The organism is Pseudomonas sp. ChxA (assembly GCF_030263855.1).
Classification (GTDB): domain Bacteria; phylum Pseudomonadota; class Gammaproteobacteria; order Pseudomonadales; family Pseudomonadaceae; genus Aquipseudomonas; species Aquipseudomonas fluorescens_CB.
In genome coordinates this window covers 70,066-85,804 of record NZ_JARPMK010000001.1, presented here as the reverse complement: position 1 = coordinate 85,804, position 15,739 = coordinate 70,066, and the positions used below count along the sequence as shown (strand labels likewise).

Sequence of the window (15,739 nt, the reverse complement as noted above, 5' to 3'; positions counted from 1 at the left end):
TTGTCAAGTGATTATTTTCAGAAGCTTTCGAAGAATTCTTCAACAACTTCAACCACTTGCGCTTACGATCTCTCGTTAGCGGGAGGCGAATTCTACAGCGTTACACGCTGCTGTCAACACCTCTTTTTCAACTCCCTTTTGGCTTCGATGAACTGAAGCAACCTGCTGCCGAAAACTTCGTAACTCATTGTTTACCAAGGAGTTTTCCGTTTCGACTGCGCCGGAAGTGGGGCGAATTATAGACAGATATAAAACGCCGTCAACACTTAATTTAGCTTCTCTATCAATAAGCCAGATTTGATCAAAAAACAACCAAACCAATGCCTCTTGATCAATCTACCTATATAGAAGAGCAGCCTCAGATAACACCCGCCGCCTTCAGCGCAGCCACATTCGCCGAATCCAGCCCCAACAGCCCCTGCAGCACCTGCTCCGTATGCTCTCCCAATAGAGGAGGCGCATTACGATATTCCACCGGCGTCTTGGACAACCGCATCGGACTGGCGACCTGAGGCACCATCCCCGCCAATGCATGCGGCAATGCCATCGCCAACCCGCGCGCCTTGACCTGCGGGTCGGCAAACACCTGCGCCAGATCATTGATCGGCCCACACGGCACGCCTACTTGCTCCAGTTGCGACACCCACTCAGCCGTCGTCTTGAACACTGTGGCCTGGCGGATCAGCGGAATCAGCTCTGCACGGTTAGCCACCCGCACCTTATTAGTCGCGAAGCGCGGATCATCCGCCCACTGCGGCTGCCCGGCCACCTCAGCAAACTTGCGAAACTGCCCGTCATTGCCCACCGTCAGGATGAAGTCGCCATCAGCCGTGGGAAAGTCCTGATAAGGCACAATATTGGGATGCGCATTGCCCAGGCGCTTTGGCGCCATACCCGTCGTCAGGTAGTTCATCGCCTGATTGGCCAGGCATGCCACCTGCACATCCAGCAACGCCATGTCGATATGCTGCCCACCGCCGTCATGGTCTCGATGAGCCAGCGCAGCCAGGATCGCCACGGTCGAGTACAACCCCGTCAGGATATCCGTCAACGCCACACCGACCTTTACCGGCCCAGCACCTTCATCACCCTCAGGCCGACCGGTCAGGCTCATAAGCCCACCCAGCCCCTGGATCATAAAGTCGTAGCCTGCACGCGTCGCATAAGGCCCCGTCTGGCCGAAACCCGTGATCGAGCAATAGATCAACTCCGGATTGATCTCCTTGAGCGATTCATAGTCCAGCCCATACGCCGCCAGGCCACCTACTTTGAAGTTCTCGATCAGGATGTCGGACTTAGCCGCGAGGTCGCGCACCAGCTTCTGACCCTCCGGGCGCGTGAAGTCGATGGTCACCGATTCCTTGTTACGGTTGGCTGACAGGTAATAAGCCGCCTCACTGGTATTCTCGCCATAGGCGTCTTTAAGGAAGGGCGGCCCCCATGCCCGCGTATCATCGCCACTGCCCGGCCGCTCAACCTTGATCACCTCAGCCCCAAGGTCTGCAAGGATCTGCCCGGACCACGGGCCGGCCAGCACTCGTGACAAATCCAATACCCGCAGATGTGAAAGCGCGCCCATGCCGTTCTCCTATTAATAGAACGCTTGAAGACCGGTCTGCGCGCGCCCAAGAATCAAGGCGTGCACGTCATGGGTGCCCTCGTAGGTATTGACCACTTCCAGGTTGACCAGGTGACGCGCCACCCCGAACTCATCCGAAATACCGTTGCCGCCCAACATGTCGCGCGCCATACGGGCGATATCCAGGGACTTGCCACACGAGTTGCGCTTCATGATCGACGTGATCTCAACCGCCGCCGTCCCTTCATCCTTCATGCGCCCCAAACGCAGGCAGCCTTGCAAGGCCAGGGTGATTTCGGTCTGCATGTCCGCCAGTTTCTTCTGGATCAGTTGGGTCGCCGCCAAAGGCCGCCCGAACTGCTGACGGTCCAGGGTGTATTGGCGAGCGGTGTGCCAGCAAAACTCGGCAGCACCCAGCGCCCCCCAAGAAATGCCATAGCGTGCCGAGTTAAGACAGGTGAAAGGCCCCTTCAGGCCGCGCACGTCCGGGAAGATGTTCTCTTCGGGCACAAACACGTTATCCATGACGATCTCACCGGTAATCGAAGCCCGCAGGCCGACCTTGCCGTGAATCGCCGGAGCGCTCAGCCCCTTCCAACCCTTCTCCAGGACAAAACCACGGATATCGCCCGCATCGTCCTTGCCCCACACCACAAACACATCGGCGATCGGGCTGTTGGTGATCCACATCTTGGCGCCGGTCAGGCTATAGCCGCCATCAACCTTACGTGCACGGGTAATCATCGCACCCGGGTCAGAACCGTGGTTAGGCTCGGTCAGGCCGAAACAGCCGATCCACTCACCCGATGCCAGCTTTGGCAGGTACTTCTGCTTTTGTGCCTCGGTGCCAAATTCGTTGATCGGCACCATCACCAGTGACGATTGCACACTCATCATCGAGCGATAGCCGGAGTCGACACGCTCCACCTCGCGTGCAATCAGCCCGTAGCTGACGTAGTTCAGGCCACTGCCGCCGTACTGCTCCGGAATCATTGCGCCCAACAGGCCGGTTTCACCCATCTCGCGAAAAATCGCAGGGTCGGTCTTTTCATGGCGAAAGGCTTCGAGCACACGCGGCGCCAGCTTGTCCTGGGCGAACTGCTCAGCGCTGTCGCGCACCATGCGTTCTTCTTCGGTGAGCTGTTGATCCAGCAACAGTGGATCGATCCAGTTGAAGCTTGCCTTGCCAGCCATGAATAAGTCCTCGGGGAAGAAAACAGAAGTCGTGGATGCAGCCTAGGCCGAGCAACCGCAGAGGGCAAACGAGGTTTACGCATAGGGTTGTGCTAATTTCTCACTTCGTAATGACCAAAAAGCGCGCAGATGCGCTTTATGAGTGAGTACAACGTACATGCGCAGAAAAATTCCCAGCACCACCGCCCTAATCAGTTTTGAAGCAGCGGCCCGCCACGAGAGCTTTACCAAGGCGGCACACGAGCTTTCACTCACCCAAGGCGCCATCTGTCGACAGATCGCCAGCCTGGAGGAGTTTTTAAGTGTCGAGCTATTTCGACGCTCACGGCGGGGCGTCAAGCTGACGGAGGCAGGGCTTTCTTATAGCCGTCGCGTTGCCATGCAACTGGACGCCGTAGAGCGCGATACCTTGTCGGTCATGGGGCAGCAGGGCGCGAATGTCATCGAGCTGGCAGTGGTGCCAACGTTCGGCACCCAATGGCTGATCCCACGGCTCAAGGACTTCCAGCACCAACACCCGGAAGTCACGGTCAACCTCACCAACCGTACGCGCCCTTTTCTGTTTGCCGACACCGAGTTCGACGCCGCCATCTACTTTGGCGATGCCGATTGGTCAGGCACCGAATCCCACCGACTGATGGGCGAAAACCCCGTTCCCGTGTGCAGCCCACGCTTACTGGGCAGCCGTGCCCACTTCAGCCCGGAGGAGATCGCCCAACTGCCGCTGCTGCAACAAACTACCCGACCATACGCCTGGCGCCAGTGGTTTAACGCGCAACAACTGAACATACCTCGCGACATGACAGGCCCCCGTTACGAGCTATTCTCGATGTTGTCGCAAGCAGCCATGCATGACATGGGCATCGCACTGATTCCGCCATTCCTCATCCAGCGCGAGCTGGAGGAGAAGCATCTGGTGATCGCGAGCCCCGAAGCATTGAGCAGCACAAAGGCTTACTACCTGATGATTCCCGAAAGAAAGGTCGAATCTGCGTCGCTGCACGCGTTTAGAGACTGGCTGATCGACCAATCACAGCGCTATAACCCCAGCATTTAAAGGACTAGCTCTCTTTATTGACCTTGTAGTCAAATAAATCAAGAACCTACAGATATAACTTTATGTCGTGTTTTGGAAGACTGTACCTCTCAGGGTAAAAATGAGCTTAACGCCATGACTGATAAGGCTTGTAGCGACTATCAGCTGCCAATGCCCGACCATTCACAGCAAAGATAGGAAAACCGTCTATAACCCTCTACAGCCCTTTAAACACCTGTATTTAAAGAGGTTATTTCTTCATGTTGCGACAATCAGTCACAGGGTGACTTGTAGTTAATTTTTCGTCACCCGTCATAATCCCTTGAAGGCCGTAAAGTTCGCCTGCAAAATGCCGCGCCCCGCTGTCATTTCAGCGGGATCGTGCTGATCGGCCGCCCCAGCTGCGCCACTCACGGTGCACTGGCCTTTTTACAAAAAGATCAAAAGCAAAAAGATCATGCAGGAGATTTGACGTGCACATTGGTGTTCCTCTCGAAACCCAGACCGGTGAAACGCGGGTGGCTGCCACCCCAGAAACCATCAAGAAGCTGATCGGCCAGGGCCATAAGGTCACTGTACAAAGCGGCGCAGGCATTACCGCCAGCATCGTCGACGGTGCCTATGAAACGGCAGGCGCAACCATTGGCAGCGCCAGCGAAGCGTTTGGCGCCGAGCTGATTCTCAAGGTGGTTGCTCCCAGCGACAGCGAACTGGCGCTGATCAAAAGCGGCACCGTGTTGGTGGGCATGCTCAACCCGTTCAGCAACGAAACCATCGCCAAGCTGGCAGAGCGAGGCATTACCGCCTTCGCGCTCGAAGCTGCGCCACGCACCTCGCGCGCCCAAAGCCTCGACGTGCTGTCGTCACAGGCCAACATTGCCGGCTATAAAGCGGTGTTGCTGGCAGCCCATCACTACCCACGCTTCATGCCGATGCTGATGACTGCCGCCGGCACCGTCAAAGCCGCGCGCGTGCTGATCCTCGGCGCGGGTGTCGCCGGCCTGCAGGCGATCGCCACGGCGAAACGCCTGGGCGCCGTGATCGAAGCGTCTGACGTGCGCCCTGCCGTAAAAGAGCAGATCGAGTCCCTCGGCGCCAAGTTCGTCGACGTGCCCTACGAAACCGATGAAGAGCGTGAATGCGCGGTCGGTGTTGGCGGTTACGCACGCCCGATGCCGTCGAGCTGGATGCAGCGTCAGGCCTTGGCCGTGCATGAACGCGCCAAACAAGCGGACATCGTCATCACCACGGCGCTGATCCCGGGCCGCAAAGCCCCGACCTTGCTCAGTGCCGAAACCGTCGCACAAATGAAACCGGGCTCGGTGGTCATCGACCTCGCCGCTGCCCAAGGTGGCAACTGCCCGCTGACCGTCGCCGACCAGGTCGTGGTGGAAAACGGCGTGACCATTTGCGGCCCGACCAACTTGGCCGGTGCCGTCGCCGCCGATGCTTCTGCTTTATATGCGCGCAACCTGCTGGACTTCCTGAAGCTGGTCTTCACCAAGGAAGGGCAGTTTGAAATCAACCTCGAAGACGACATCGTCGCCGCGTGCCTGATGTGCCGCGACGGCCAAGTCATCCGCAAAAACGCCTAAGCAGGGATTCAGACGATGGAAGAGCTTATCTCCCCCGGTATCTACAACCTGATCATCTTTGTGCTGGCGATTTATGTCGGTTACCACGTGGTCTGGAACGTCACACCCGCGCTGCATACGCCGCTGATGGCGGTGACCAACGCGATCTCTGCGATCGTAATCGTCGGCGCCATGCTCGCCGCAGCCCTCACCGTGACACCCCTGGGTAAAACCATGGGCACCCTGGCCGTGGCCCTGGCGGCAGTCAACGTGTTCGGCGGCTTCCTGGTCACGCGCAGGATGCTGGAGATGTTCAAGAAGAAAGCCCCGAAATTAAAAGAAGAGGCGCCAAAGTAATGAGCATGAATTTGGTTACGACGCTCTACTTGATCGCGTCGATCTGCTTTATCCAGGCCCTCAAAGGCCTGTCGCACCCCACTACGTCGCGCCGTGGCAACCTGTTCGGCATGCTCGGCATGGCGCTGGCGGTACTGACCACTGTGGGCCTCATCTATAAGCTCGGCGCTGAGCTTGCAACAGCCGGTATCGGTTACGTCATCGTCGGCCTGCTGATCGGCGGCACCGCCGGTTCGATCATGGCCAAGCGCGTAGAAATGACCAAGATGCCGGAGCTGGTTGCCTTCATGCATAGCATGATCGGCCTGGCGGCTGTATTTATCGCGATTGCCGCCGTGGTCGAACCGCAATCCTTGGGCATCGTCAAACACCTGGGCGACTCGATCCCAGCGGGCAACCGCCTGGAACTGTTCCTCGGCGCAGCCATTGGTGCAATTACCTTCTCCGGCTCGGTGATTGCATTCGGCAAGCTCTCGGGCAAGTACAAGTTTCGCCTGTTCCAGGGCGCACCCGTACAGTTCGGCGGCCAACACAAACTTAACCTGGTGCTCGGCCTGGCGACCCTGGGCCTGGGCCTGGCCTTCATGTTCACCGGCAATCTCACTGCGTTCGCGTTGATGCTGGCCCTGGCTTTCGTGTTGGGCGTGCTGATCATCATCCCGATCGGCGGCGCCGACATGCCGGTGGTTGTCTCGATGCTCAACAGCTACTCCGGCTGGGCAGCGGCAGGCATCGGCTTCTCGCTGAACAACTCGATGTTGATCATCGCCGGCTCCCTGGTAGGCTCCAGCGGCGCGATTCTGTCTTACATCATGTGCAAGGCGATGAACCGCTCCTTCTTTAATGTGCTGCTCGGTGGTTTCGGCAACACAGCAGATGCCGGCGCAGTGGCTGGCTCCAAAGAAGCACGCCCGGTGAAATCCGGCTCGGCGGACGACGCCACTTTCCTGCTGACCAACGCCGACACCGTGATCATCGTTCCAGGCTACGGCCTGGCAGTCGCTCGGGCGCAACACGCGCTTAAAGAGCTGACCGAGAAGCTGACTCACCGTGGCGTGACCGTAAAGTACGCGATCCACCCGGTAGCGGGCCGCATGCCAGGGCACATGAACGTGCTGCTGGCCGAAGCGGAAGTGCCTTACGACCAAGTGTTCGAGATGGAAGACATCAACTCCGAGTTCGGCCAGGCCGACGTGGTACTGGTGTTGGGCGCCAACGACGTGGTCAACCCGGCCGCCAAGAACGACCCGAACTCGCCGATTGCCGGTATGCCGATCCTTGAGGCGTTCAAGGCCAAGACCATCATCGTCAACAAGCGCTCGATGGCCAGCGGCTACGCCGGCCTGGATAACGAGTTGTTCTACCTGGACAAGACCATGATGGTCTTCGGTGATGCCAAGAAGGTCATCGAAGACATGGTCAAAGCCGTCGAATAACACTGCTCCAGCGCAATACAAGAAACCCTGGCCTCCCGTAGGCTGGGGTTTTTTATCGTTCCCAAGCTCTGCGTGGGAATGCATCCGGGAATGCTCTGCGTTCCGCTTTGTACTCACGTGAAACCCGACCAAAGGCTCTAAATCGCTGCCTGGCATTCGACCATGGTAGCGGGCCGAATTTTTTCGAAATCACTACACTGCCCACCTTGCTTCCGTAGCCTGAGATAACAATTCATGTACCGTGATCGTATCCGCTTGCCTTCGTTGTTGAACAAGGTCATGAGCGCGGCAGACGCCGCCGCACTGATCGAGGACGGCATGACCGTCGGCATGAGCGGCTTCACCCGTGCCGGTGAAGCCAAGGCCGTCCCCCACGCCCTGGCCGAACGCGCCAAGACTTCGCCGCTGAAAATTACCCTGATGACCGGCGCCAGCCTGGGTAATGACCTGGACAAGCAACTGACCGAAGCCGGCGTGTTATCGCGCCGCATGCCGTTTCAAGTCGACAGCACCCTGCGCAAGGCGATCAACGCAGGCCAAGTGATGTTTATCGACCAGCACCTGTCGGAAACCGTCGAGCAACTGCGCAACAACCAGCTCAAGTTGCCGGACATTGCCGTAATCGAAGCCGTTGCGATTACCGAACAAGGGCATATCGTGCCCACCACCTCCGTGGGCAACTCGGCCAGCTTCGCGATTTTTGCCAAACAAGTGATTGTCGAGATCAACCTGGCGCACAACCCGAACCTGGAAGGGCTGCACGACATCTATATCCCGACCTACCGGCCGACGCGCACGCCAATCCCACTGGTCAAGGTCGACGACCGCATCGGCAGTACCGCGATTCCGATCCCGCCGGAAAAAATCGTCGCCATCGTGATCACCAATCAGGCCGACTCCGCCTCAACCGTGACACCACCGGACGCCGACACCCAAGGCATCGCTAACCATCTGATCAACTTCCTCAAGCAGGAAGTCGACGCCGGGCGCATGACCAACAAGCTCGGACCACTGCAGGCCGGGATCGGCAACATCGCCAACGCGGTGATGTGCGGCTTGATCGAGTCGCCGTTCGAAGACCTGACCATGTATTCGGAAGTATTGCAGGACTCGACCTTCGACCTGATCGATGCGGGCAAGCTCAGCTTTGCTTCGGGCAGCTCGATCACCTTGTCGGAGCGGCGCAACGCCGACGTGTTCGGCAACCTGGAGCACTACAAAGACAAGTTGGTGCTGCGCCCACAGGAAATCTCCAACCACCCTGAAGTGGTTCGGCGCCTGGGCATTATCGGGATCAACACGGCGCTTGAGTTCGACATCTACGGCAACGTCAACTCCACCCACGTCTGCGGCACGCGGATGATGAATGGGATTGGCGGCTCCGGAGACTTCGCGCGCAACGCGCACCTGGCGATTTTCGTCACCAAGTCGATTGCCAAGGGCGGCGCAATTTCCAGCGTAGTGCCGATGGTCAGCCATGTGGACCATACCGAGCATGACGTGGACATTCTGGTGACAGAGGTTGGCCTCGCTGACCTGCGTGGCCTGGCGCCACGTGAGCGGGCGCGGGTGATCATCGACAATTGCGTGCACCCGGCTTACCGCGATGCGCTGAACAGTTACTTCGACGCTGCCTGTGCGATCGGCGGGCATACTCCGCACATCCTGCGCGAAGCACTGAGTTGGCACATCAACCTGGAAGAAACCGGGCACATGCTCAAGGCTTGATTGACACAGATCCGAGCTGATGCAAACACAGTTTGATCAGCTCGGAGACCGAAGCCGCACTTTTTGAAAAAACTGTACTGCTGTACCGGTCATTTCCTACCGAATTATCCTACGCACCCTATCAGAAATGCCTATTTCGCACCTATTCAGTGCAGACAGGTACAGTTGCCCCATTTCCGTACAGTACAGCCGCTATAAACAGTTAACTGGCCCCTCACAATACAGGTGAACTGTATCTAGAGAGTCTTGTTCTGGAGGAGGATCATTGGCATCAGTTAAACCACTACCTAATCCCGCCACAAGCGGAAGGATGTCATCATGGAACGTACACTCAGTTCCGATCTGTTCTTCGAAGAAAAAGCTGTAAACACCCAGGCTTCCATGCCTTTGCGCGTTCTCGCCAACCTGATGTTGTGGCAGCGCCGCATCTCCAGCCGCCACCAACTGGCTCGTCTGGATTCGCGTCTGCTGGCTGACGCCGGTATCAGCGAAGCTCAACGCTACGAAGAGCTGAGCAAGCCGTTCTGGCGCTAATTGGCGCTCGCTGGCCCTGACCCGCCGGGTCCACCGCCAGCAACCTGATTTAACAAAGCAAAGCCCGCCCCGGGAAACCGGAGGCGGGCTTTGTTGTTTGCGGGATTCAACCTTTGCACGGCTAAAACAGACGCCCGATCTAAACACCAGTACAGTTTAAATAACACTACAGTTAAGCAGTACAATTTAGCATTGGTGTATCTGTATTGGTAACAGCTGGCCGCCCAAGATGGTGCTCCAAGACCTCATGGAAGGCCGTCGTCATGAACATACAAACTTCGCCTTACAAACAATTGATCGTCCGAATGGCTTGCGCGTTGGGCAGATGGGCACGGCAGGCCCATGAGCGACGCCAACTTGCGCAACTTGACCCACGTGAATTAGCCGATGCGGGCATCAGCCAGGGCGACCGTACTGCCGAGCTGTCCAAGCCTTTCTGGCGCAACTAGGCACATAGAGGCTTTCCGAACGGATAAGCGGCAGCTTAAGATCCCGTTATTACGTGGCGAACCTTGTAGAACGGACGTCTGATGCTCAATCCGCAACAATGTCCGTTTCACAGTGGCCGCTTTGCGCCGCTTTATTTGATCTTCTACAGGAGTTTTTCCATGTCCCGTCTTCGCCTGCTGAGTGCTGCCACCCTGTTGGCCCTGGCCGCCAACGCCAACGCGAGCAGCCTTATCGTGACCACCGACTCGATCGTCGGCGCCCTCAAAGCCACTTCCGATGCCAGCTCCGATGCTACGTCGTCCCTGCGTGACAACAAAGTCGTGCAAGCCGCTCGTGACGACGCAGCCAGCTTTGTTGCCAGCGAAGGCGCCATTCGTGGTGTGAAACTGGAAAGCGCCCTGGCCCAGATCCGCCAACAAGCCCCACAACTGAACACTGCTACCGACGCACAACTGGCCCAAGCGATTCTGGCCATCTGATAATCCGGTAAACGCCAGGGCACGCCAGCCGCTACCAAATGTGTCAGCGCTGGCTCTCGTCCGGGCGTTGCGCTAGCCTTGACGCTCGCTTTCAGTTGTCGAGTCCCATGGCTTTTTCATACCGCCTGTTGATTGTTCCCGTGTTGTTTTCCGCCTGCTGGTCACCCTTGGCTTCGGCCTTTGATGTGTCCACCCAGAGCACCGTCATCAGTGCCTACGCCACCAGCAAGGTGACGTCAGCGCCCTTCGACAGAAAGTTGGTACTGGCCGCCCAGGATGACGCTGCCGCTTTTATCGCCACTGATGGCCAATGGCGGGGAGCTCGTCTGGAATCTGCGCTGGAGTACCTGCGCCGAACCCAGCCAAAACTTCATGTGAGCGACCTTGAACTGGCGCAGGCAATTCTCGTCCAATAATCATCGTATATTTCTACCTTTGTATTTCGGAGTTATTCCATGCGTAGCCCGCTGATCGCCGCCGCTTTGGGCCTGCTGTTGTTGGCCGATGTTGCCCACGCGCAAACCCTGAAGGCCACCAGTAACATCATCGTGCGTGCCTCGGCGCGCACCATTGATTTCACCTCGGACACCACTACCTCTATCCGCGACTCCAAAGTCGTGTGCGAAGCCCACGATGACGCTGCCAGCTTCGTCGCCTCCAATGGCGAAATCCGCGGCGCACAATTGGAAGCAGCCTTCGATACCCTGCGCACTCGCGTACCGGAAGCCCGCGACGCCAGTGACCAGACCCTCGCCGAAGCTATCCTCGCTCTGTGAGGCGCCTGTTCGCCTGGCTACTGGCCGGGACTGTGCTGCTCTGTGCAGGCGCAGCCCAGGCCAGCCTGCAACTGCGGCTCAAGACCGATGGCTTGAGCCCGGCTGAACAGCAGGCCAGCCAGGCGTTGCTCGACGAAGCGATGCGCGCTCTGCCGCCGCGCTTTATCGAGCAGTTGGACCGGCGCATTGATGTCGGCTGGACCGACAAGATGCCTGAAAACGCCTATGGCCAGGCTTCTCTGGTGTCCGAACTTGACCTCAACAGCAACCTGCTCGCCAGCCTTACCGACGGCAGCGCCGCTACCCAGAAGACCAATCGCCCCCATGGCACCGTGCGCCGCGAAATGCTCGCCACCGTGCTGCATGAACTGACCCACATCTATGACCGTGCCCGCCTGTGGTCCACAGACGAGCGCCGCCTGATCCAACGCTGCAGCCGCCAGAACAACATCACCGGCCTGATCGGCCTGCCCGATCAATGCCGTGGCCAGAACGACCGTCGTTTCACCCTGAGTGACGACCCGCGCCTGCTGGACATTGCCGGCTGGCCCCAATACGTGGGCCGTCGCGGCGAGCGCGAGCAGCACAACCACCAGGTCGCCCGCAGCCCGGATATCTACGAAACCACCAGCCCGCTGGAGTTCGTGGCGGTCAACATGGAGTATTTCCTCCTCGACCCGAGCTACGCCTGCCGTCGCCCCGCGCTGTTTCGCTATTACAAGGAACACTTCGGCTGGGCACCGCCCGAGCAAGACACCTGCGCCAAGACCTACGCATTCCTGAACGCAGGCAACGACTTCGCCAAAACGCCGCTGGGCCAGATCGACCCGGAGCGCGTGTATGAAATCGACTACCTGTTGGCCGAAGCCAACCAGAACCTGGTGAGCCGATGGGGCCACAGCATGTTGCGCCTGGTGATCTGCGCACCTGGCCGACCACGCGGCCCGGATTGCCGATTGGACCTGGACCAGCACTTGGTATTGTCCTACCGCGCATTTGTTGGTGACGTACAGCTCTCGAGCTGGGATGGCCTGGTGGGCAAGTACCCATCGCGGCTATTTGTGCTGCCGCTGGCGCAGGTGATCGACGAATACACCAAGACCGAGTTGCGCGGCCTGGCATCGGTGCCACTCAAGCTCACCCGCCAAGAGATCAACGACACCGTCGAACATGCCGCCGAAATGCACTGGAGCTACGACGGCAACTACTTCTTTATCTCCAACAACTGCGCGGTGGAGAGCCTCAAGCTGCTGCGCAGCGGCAGCGCCAACCCGCAATTGACCGGCCTGGACAACATCACCCCCAACGGCCTGCTCGAGGTGCTCAGTGCCCGCGGCCTGGCTGATACCAGTGTGCTCAATGACAAACGCGAAGCCTTGCGCCTGGGTTATCACTTCGACTCGTTCCGCGAGCGCTACCAGGCAATGTTCGACGTGCTGCGCAAACACCTGCCGATCAAGCAGACTCAAGTTGAAGACTGGTTGTCCCTGAGTGCCGCAGAGCGCCGCCAATGGTTCACCCAGGCCGACCTGCGCACCAGCGCCGCGCTACTGCTGCTGGAACAAGCCAGCTATCGCAAACAACTGATGCTGGCCCAGGACGAAGTCAAGCAGCGCTACCTCAATGCCCGTGAGCTGAAAAACGGCGGCATGGAAAAAGCCAACAACACCCTGCAACAGATCCTCGCCAACAGCGGCTTCCTCAGCCGCCCGGCGGAATTGCTCGACAGCGGCGGCTACGGCTTGCCGCAACCTTCGGAAGCCAAACGCCTGGAATCGGAAAGTGCCGAGCGCCAGAAACAGCTGCAGTCCTTGACCGGCGATCTGGATAGAGAGGTGAGGGCGCTGCTCGACCCTGCGCGCGCCGACGAGATTGCCGCCTGCGAAGCCAACCTCAAGCAGATGGGCGAGCACCTGCGGGCCTTGCACAAAGCCTCGGGCGGTTTGGAGCTGCCTTGAGCCACCTTAAAGAAATTTCCTACAAGCCTTCCATCATCTGACTTACGCAGCGAAAGCTGGCTGAAAGCTTCCCCGTCTAGGATCGCCACCACTGCCGGCAACAGACCGGCTGTAAACAACAACAATGGTGATTCCTGATGTCCCCTCGTACCCGCCTGTTCGCTCCAACTCCACCCGTACGCCACGTGCCTTTCGTACTGAGCTGACCCTAACCCGGTTCGCCATTCCCTAGCCGCACTACGCCTGGAGTATTCCTATGCTGACTTTCCTTGGCTTTGCCATGGTCATCACGTTCATGTACCTGATCATGACCAAGCGCCTGTCTGCGCTGATTGCCTTGATCATTGTGCCAATCCTGTTCGCCCTGTTTGGTGGCTTTGCACCCGAGATCGGCCCGATGATGCTTGCGGGCATCACCAAGCTTGCGCCGACCGGCGTGATGCTGATGTTCGCCATTCTCTACTTTGCCCTGATGATCGACTCCGGCCTGTTCGACCCGGCCGTGCGCAAGATCCTCAAGATGGTCAAGGGCGACCCGCTGAAAGTCTCGGTCGGCACCGCCGTGCTGGCCTTGGTGGTGTCCCTGGACGGTGACGGCGCCACCACTTACATGATCTGCGTGGCCGCCATGCTGCCGCTGTACCAGCGCATCGGCATGAGCCCGCGGATCATGGCCGGCCTGATCATCCTCGCCGGTGGCGTGATGAACATGACGCCGTGGGGCGGCCCGACTGCCCGTGCCGCCAGCGCGCTGCATGTAGACCCTTCGGATATTTTCGTACCGATGATCCCGGCCATGGCTGTCGGCGTTGTTGCGATCCTGGTGATTGCCTACATGTACGGTAAACGCGAACGTGCCCGCCTGGGTGAGCTGCACCTGCAGGGCGACGAGATCGATCACAGCGAGATCAGCGTGTCGCAATTCCCGGACGCCCGTCGCCCCAAGCTGATCTGGTTCAACGGCGCACTGACTTTCGCACTGATGTGCACCCTGATTGCCGGCCTGTTGCCACTGCCGGTGCTGTTCATGGTTGCGTTCAGTATCGCGATGATCGTCAACTACCCATGCCTGCAAATGCAGAAAGACCGCATCGCCGCCCACGCCGGCAGCGTGCTGGCAGTGACGGGCTTGATCTTCGCCGCGGGTATCTTCACCGGTATCCTGTCGGGCACCGGCATGGTCGACGCCATGTCCAAGAGCCTGCTGGCGGTTATCCCGGATGCCCTGGGCCCGTACCTGGCGGTGATCACCGCCTTGGTGAGCATGCCGTTTACCTTCTTCATGTCCAACGATGCGTTTTACTACGGCGTACTGCCGGTGCTCGCCGAAGCAGCCAGCCATTACGGTATCACCGCCGTGGAAATGGCCCGTGCGTCCATCGTTGGCCAACCCGTGCACTTGCTCAGCCCGCTGGTGCCTTCGACTTACTTGCTGGTGGCCCTGGCCGGTATCGAATTTGGCGATCACCAACGCTTTACCCTCAAGTGGGCAGTGCTGGTGTGCCTGTGCATAATGTTCGCCGCTTTGCTGATGGGGATTTTTCCGCTGTTCAGCACTCTATAATCGTAACGACCTGACCGCGCGGCGCTGCAGCTTGCGCGGTTTCACATTTGCTCAAAGGAATACACATGGAATGGCTGACCAATCCGGAAATCTGGATTGCCTTCTTCACCCTGACGGCCCTCGAGATCGTCCTGGGCATCGATAACATCATCATGATTTCGATCCTGGTCAGCCGCATGCCCAAGCATATGCAGGCGCGCACCCGGATCTTCGGCCTGGCCCTGGCCATGGTCACGCGAATCCTGTTGCTGCTGTCGATCACCTGGGTCATGCAACTCACCGCCGATCTGTTTGTGGTCTTCGGCCAAGGCATCTCCGGTCGCGACCTGATCCTGTTCTTCGGTGGCTTGTTCCTGCTGTGGAAAAGCTCCCAAGAGATGTACCACGCACTCGAAGGTGAAGACGAAACCCACGACGAGCCGGGCGGCAAGGGTGGCAAGTTCATCTACACCATCATCCAGATCGCGATCATCGACATCGTGTTCTCCCTGGACTCGGTGATCACTGCGGTCGGTATGGTTTCCCATGTGCCGGTCATGGTCGCTGCGATCGTGGTAGCCGTACTGGTGATGATGCTGGCCGCAGGCACCATCAGCGAATTCATCGACAAGCACCCGTCGCTGAAGATGCTCGCGCTGTCGTTCCTGCTGGTGGTGGGTACGGTGCTGATCGCCGAATCCTTCGACGTGCATGTGCCAAAAGGCTACGTCTACTTCGCCATGGCGTTCTCGCTGGCAGTAGAAGCGGTGAACATCAAGATGCGTACCGCCATCGCGAAAAAGAAGAAACAGCAGGATCCTGTGAAACTGCGCAAGGACATTCCGGGTCAATAAACCTGATCCGCTGCTGTTGATCGTTGTTGATCGTTCCCACGCTCCGCGTGGGAATGCCGCCTCAGGACGCTCCGCGTCCGCCCTCAAAGCGACGCAGAGCGTCGCGGGATGCATTCCCACGCAGAGCGTGGGAACGATCTTCATGACAGTTTTGTTTCAATCCCCACTTTAGCTATGCGATGCTGGCGCAGAGCCCATTCGCCAACTACAGCTTAAGTACAAGACGTAGAACGGCACGCGG

15 protein-coding genes are annotated in these 15,739 nt (G+C 58.5%); 13 read left to right on the top strand and 2 right to left on the bottom strand.

From position 1 onward, the window contains the following. Nucleotides 1-358 precede the first annotated feature (358 nt). Complete coding sequence (locus P5706_RS00400) at nt 359-1,579, bottom strand: CaiB/BaiF CoA transferase family protein (RefSeq protein WP_285678285.1); 1,221 nt, start codon at nt 1,577-1,579, stop codon at nt 359-361. A 12-nt stretch (nt 1,580-1,591) separates the two neighbouring features. Beyond that, nucleotides 1,592-2,773, bottom strand: a complete 1,182-nt coding sequence (locus P5706_RS00395; protein WP_003187423.1) for an acyl-CoA dehydrogenase — start codon at nt 2,771-2,773, stop codon at nt 1,592-1,594. Nucleotides 2,774-2,930: 157 nt separating this feature from the next. Between P5706_RS00395 and P5706_RS00390 the strand changes: the two genes are divergently transcribed. The 13 genes from P5706_RS00390 (at nt 2,931) to P5706_RS00330 (ending at nt 15,498) form a co-directional block, all read left to right on the top strand. Then, complete coding sequence (locus P5706_RS00390) at nt 2,931-3,830, top strand: LysR family transcriptional regulator (protein WP_285678284.1); 900 nt, start codon at nt 2,931-2,933, stop codon at nt 3,828-3,830. Nucleotides 3,831-4,282: 452 nt separating this feature from the next. Next, nucleotides 4,283-5,404, top strand: coding sequence for a Re/Si-specific NAD(P)(+) transhydrogenase subunit alpha (locus P5706_RS00385; RefSeq protein ID WP_200430937.1), 1,122 nt, complete (start codon nt 4,283-4,285; stop codon nt 5,402-5,404). Nucleotides 5,405-5,419: 15 nt separating this feature from the next. Beyond that, entirely contained in the window at nt 5,420-5,740 is a 321-nt protein-coding gene (locus P5706_RS00380) for an NAD(P) transhydrogenase subunit alpha part 2 (protein WP_285678283.1), read from the top strand. Next, entirely contained in the window at nt 5,740-7,176 is a 1,437-nt protein-coding gene (locus P5706_RS00375) for an NAD(P)(+) transhydrogenase (Re/Si-specific) subunit beta (protein WP_138813122.1), read from the top strand. The genes P5706_RS00380 and P5706_RS00375 overlap by 1 nt, the downstream gene beginning before the upstream one ends. Nucleotides 7,177-7,410: 234 nt before the next feature. Then, nucleotides 7,411-8,904 carry a succinyl-CoA:acetate CoA-transferase ScpC gene (gene scpC, locus P5706_RS00370; RefSeq protein WP_065931942.1) on the top strand — a complete coding sequence of 498 codons (1,494 nt, stop codon included), beginning with the start codon at nt 7,411-7,413 and terminating at the stop codon, nt 8,902-8,904. Between the two features lie 318 nt (nt 8,905-9,222). Then, nucleotides 9,223-9,438, top strand: coding sequence for a DUF1127 domain-containing protein (locus tag P5706_RS00365; protein ID WP_048721398.1), 216 nt, complete (start codon nt 9,223-9,225; stop codon nt 9,436-9,438). A 263-nt stretch (nt 9,439-9,701) separates the two neighbouring features. Next, complete coding sequence (locus P5706_RS00360; protein ID WP_285678282.1) at nt 9,702-9,887, top strand: DUF1127 domain-containing protein; 186 nt, start codon at nt 9,702-9,704, stop codon at nt 9,885-9,887. A gap of 159 nt (nt 9,888-10,046) precedes the next feature. Beyond that, a complete protein-coding gene (locus P5706_RS00355; RefSeq protein ID WP_017139066.1) occupies nt 10,047-10,367 on the top strand; it encodes a DUF2388 domain-containing protein in 321 nt (106 codons plus the stop codon). Nucleotides 10,368-10,474: 107 nt separating this feature from the next. Beyond that, a complete protein-coding gene (locus P5706_RS00350; RefSeq protein WP_200430940.1) occupies nt 10,475-10,783 on the top strand; it encodes a DUF2388 domain-containing protein in 309 nt (102 codons plus the stop codon). A 39-nt stretch (nt 10,784-10,822) separates the two neighbouring features. Further along, on the top strand, nt 10,823-11,143 hold the full coding sequence (locus tag P5706_RS00345; RefSeq protein WP_285678281.1) for a DUF2388 domain-containing protein: 321 nt from the start codon (nt 10,823-10,825) through the stop codon (nt 11,141-11,143). After that, complete coding sequence (locus P5706_RS00340) at nt 11,140-13,101, top strand: DUF7844 domain-containing protein (RefSeq protein ID WP_285678280.1); 1,962 nt, start codon at nt 11,140-11,142, stop codon at nt 13,099-13,101. The genes P5706_RS00345 and P5706_RS00340 overlap by 4 nt, the downstream gene beginning before the upstream one ends. A gap of 256 nt (nt 13,102-13,357) precedes the next feature. Next, complete coding sequence (locus P5706_RS00335; RefSeq protein ID WP_138813127.1) at nt 13,358-14,665, top strand: CitMHS family transporter; 1,308 nt, start codon at nt 13,358-13,360, stop codon at nt 14,663-14,665. 65 nt (nt 14,666-14,730) lie between these two features. Then, the gene (locus P5706_RS00330; RefSeq protein ID WP_017139071.1) at nt 14,731-15,498 is read left to right on the top strand and encodes a TerC family protein; all 768 of its coding nucleotides are present in this window, start codon (nt 14,731-14,733) and stop codon (nt 15,496-15,498) included. Nucleotides 15,499-15,739 lie beyond the last annotated feature (241 nt).